Origin of the sequence: Ethanoligenens sp. (assembly GCF_047718355.1) — a bacterium.
In the GTDB taxonomy this organism is placed as follows: domain Bacteria; phylum Bacillota; class Clostridia; order Oscillospirales; family Ethanoligenentaceae; genus Ethanoligenens.
On sequence record NZ_JBDNLG010000160.1, the window covers coordinates 1 to 2,100 of the forward strand.

Below are 2,100 nucleotides of genomic sequence, written 5' to 3' on the forward strand. Positions count from 1 at the left end.
TTTTTTCGTGTTGGCCGTCTTGACTTTTTTGTTGAGGTTGTTTTGCAACAGCCCCGTTTTAGAGGTATTATTATAGGGGTTTTAAGATTTAAGAAAGTCAATATTGCCCGAAGTGGTTTGAGCAGATATTGTATACGTGGGTGCGCATCCGACACTGCCGGATGCACGGTGCGCACCTGCATAATTCAACGGATAATCCGAATGGATATCGCCGGATATACAACTCGCGTCCACCTTGGCAGATAAATCATTTTGCAAAGAAAACTGAATGTTGCCGGATATGCTGGACGCCTTGATATCTCCACTGATTGATGTAATAGCGGTGTCTATATTACCAGACACAAGGCCGATCCCCCCCGCCCCGGACAACTGTTTCACTGTGATATCGCCCGATGTCTGGCGCAGTGTGAAATTCGGGCTTTGCAGGGATTGCAACTGAATGCTGCCGGAAGTGCCGCGTATATCAGCAGACGCAGCCGTAATATTCCCGCCCTCGATATCGCCGCTGGTATAGTGGAGCAATAGTTTCCCCAAATGCAGGCTTTCCGGGAAAGACATGTCACCGGACGTGATCACTGTAAGGAAGTCCCCCGTGTAAGCCGCAGGCAACGCGATGTTTATAATGGAGGTATGCCAGTCCCAGGGAAACCAGAAGAAACGGTTTCCTGAATCGGCTGAGATTGAGAGCGTGCCATTTTCATTGGTAATGGCATCTTCTGTGGAAACATTATCCCGCAGCTTGGCATCCACATGAATCTGATCGTCACTGGAGGCCGTGACATGGATATCGGCAGAAGTGCCATTGATGGAAATCGCGTGGATGCCATCCATTGTCAGGTCTTTCTTGATTTCTTTTGTTGCATAGCTGCTATTCCAACCGGAAAAAGGATTTCTGAAACTGTAAAGAAAACCGGAATGGGTAAATCCGGATACCAAAATGCAAAGGAGCAGGGCGGCAATGATGATCCAGATAATAAGTGCCGGCAAAGAACTGCCATGCCGTTTGTATGGTCTATTCATGACGGTTTCCTCTCAGATCCAGCGCCAAGCGGATAATATTTTGCAGTGCGACGCCCACCAGAAAAATAATCCACGAATATGCCCATGCTCTAAAGAAAAAGCTGATAATAAAGTAAAGAACTACGATCAGCGGCCACAGCGCGGCTGTAATGGAGCGGTAAAGACGGCGGGTATCGTCACCGTTGCTTTTCCACTTTTTAAATTCGTCCACCACGGTATCGTCTGGATGAAAATAACGCGGTTGGGATATATGATTATGGACCAGCATGATGGTGGCAATCGCAATCAGCACAAACATGCCGATTGCGCCAACAGAATTTTGAAAAATGATAACAGGAACCAATGAAAGGATATAGATTCCAACCGCAGCCGCAATGACCCCGGCGGATTTTTTGCGGCGCGCTTCCTCCACAGGGTCATACGGGTCATATTTTAGGCCGTACAACAGCTCGTCTACGTCCCCGATTCCCGATATGGCAATCTGAAAAGCATCTTCCTCACTTTTTCCTTGTGCTACCAAATCGGCATATTTAGCGCTCAGATCGGCATAAAGTTCCTCTTTCAGTTCCTCGGCTTTGCGGGTATGCGGCGCGTTTTCAAACAGCGCTTCAATATGTGCGCGCAGCTTTTCGTACATGGTTCCATTTCTCCTTCACACTATATGGTTGGTTTTTACAGAGTCATTGGCGTAAGTAGCCGATCAATCAATTCTTTGGCTTCTGCCCAATCGGCAAGATGCTGCTCTAGTACTTGCGTTCCCAGCGTTGTAATGCTGTAATACCGCCTTCTGGCGCCGGTCTCTTTGTTTCCCCAGTATGAGCGAATCAACCCCGCGCCCTCCATCCGGCGAAACGCACTGTAGAGGGTCGCTTCTTTCAGTTCATAGAGACCTCCGGTTTTTTCGTGTATGGATTTGTTGATTTCATATCCATAGCTGTCACCTCGGCGCAGATGTGACAAAATAATGCCCTCCGTGTGGCCGCGGATTAAATCGGACGTGATAGACACATCTTTTGCCTCGCATTCTTATGGAATGCCTATAGTATAGCAGGATATACATCGCCTGTCAATGTATATCTA

3 protein-coding genes are annotated in these 2,100 nt (G+C 47.8%); all 3 read right to left on the minus strand.

What is annotated here, in order from left to right; all coding sequences use genetic code 11:
• Positions 1-81 precede the first annotated feature (81 nt).
• Genes ABF463_RS14460 through ABF463_RS14470 form a run of 3 tightly spaced genes read right to left on the minus strand, consistent with a single transcriptional unit; the run spans position 82 to position 2,028 of the window.
• A complete protein-coding gene (locus ABF463_RS14460; protein WP_415534733.1) occupies positions 82-1,020 on the minus strand; it encodes a DUF4097 family beta strand repeat-containing protein in 939 nt (312 codons plus the stop codon).
• A complete protein-coding gene (locus ABF463_RS14465; RefSeq protein WP_415534735.1) occupies positions 1,013-1,657 on the minus strand; it encodes a permease prefix domain 1-containing protein in 645 nt (214 codons plus the stop codon). The genes ABF463_RS14460 and ABF463_RS14465 overlap by 8 nt, the downstream gene beginning before the upstream one ends.
• Before the next feature lie 35 nt (positions 1,658-1,692).
• On the minus strand, positions 1,693-2,028 hold the full coding sequence (locus ABF463_RS14470; protein WP_415534737.1) for a PadR family transcriptional regulator: 336 nt from the start codon (positions 2,026-2,028) through the stop codon (positions 1,693-1,695).
• Between the last annotated feature and the right edge of the window lie 72 nt (positions 2,029-2,100).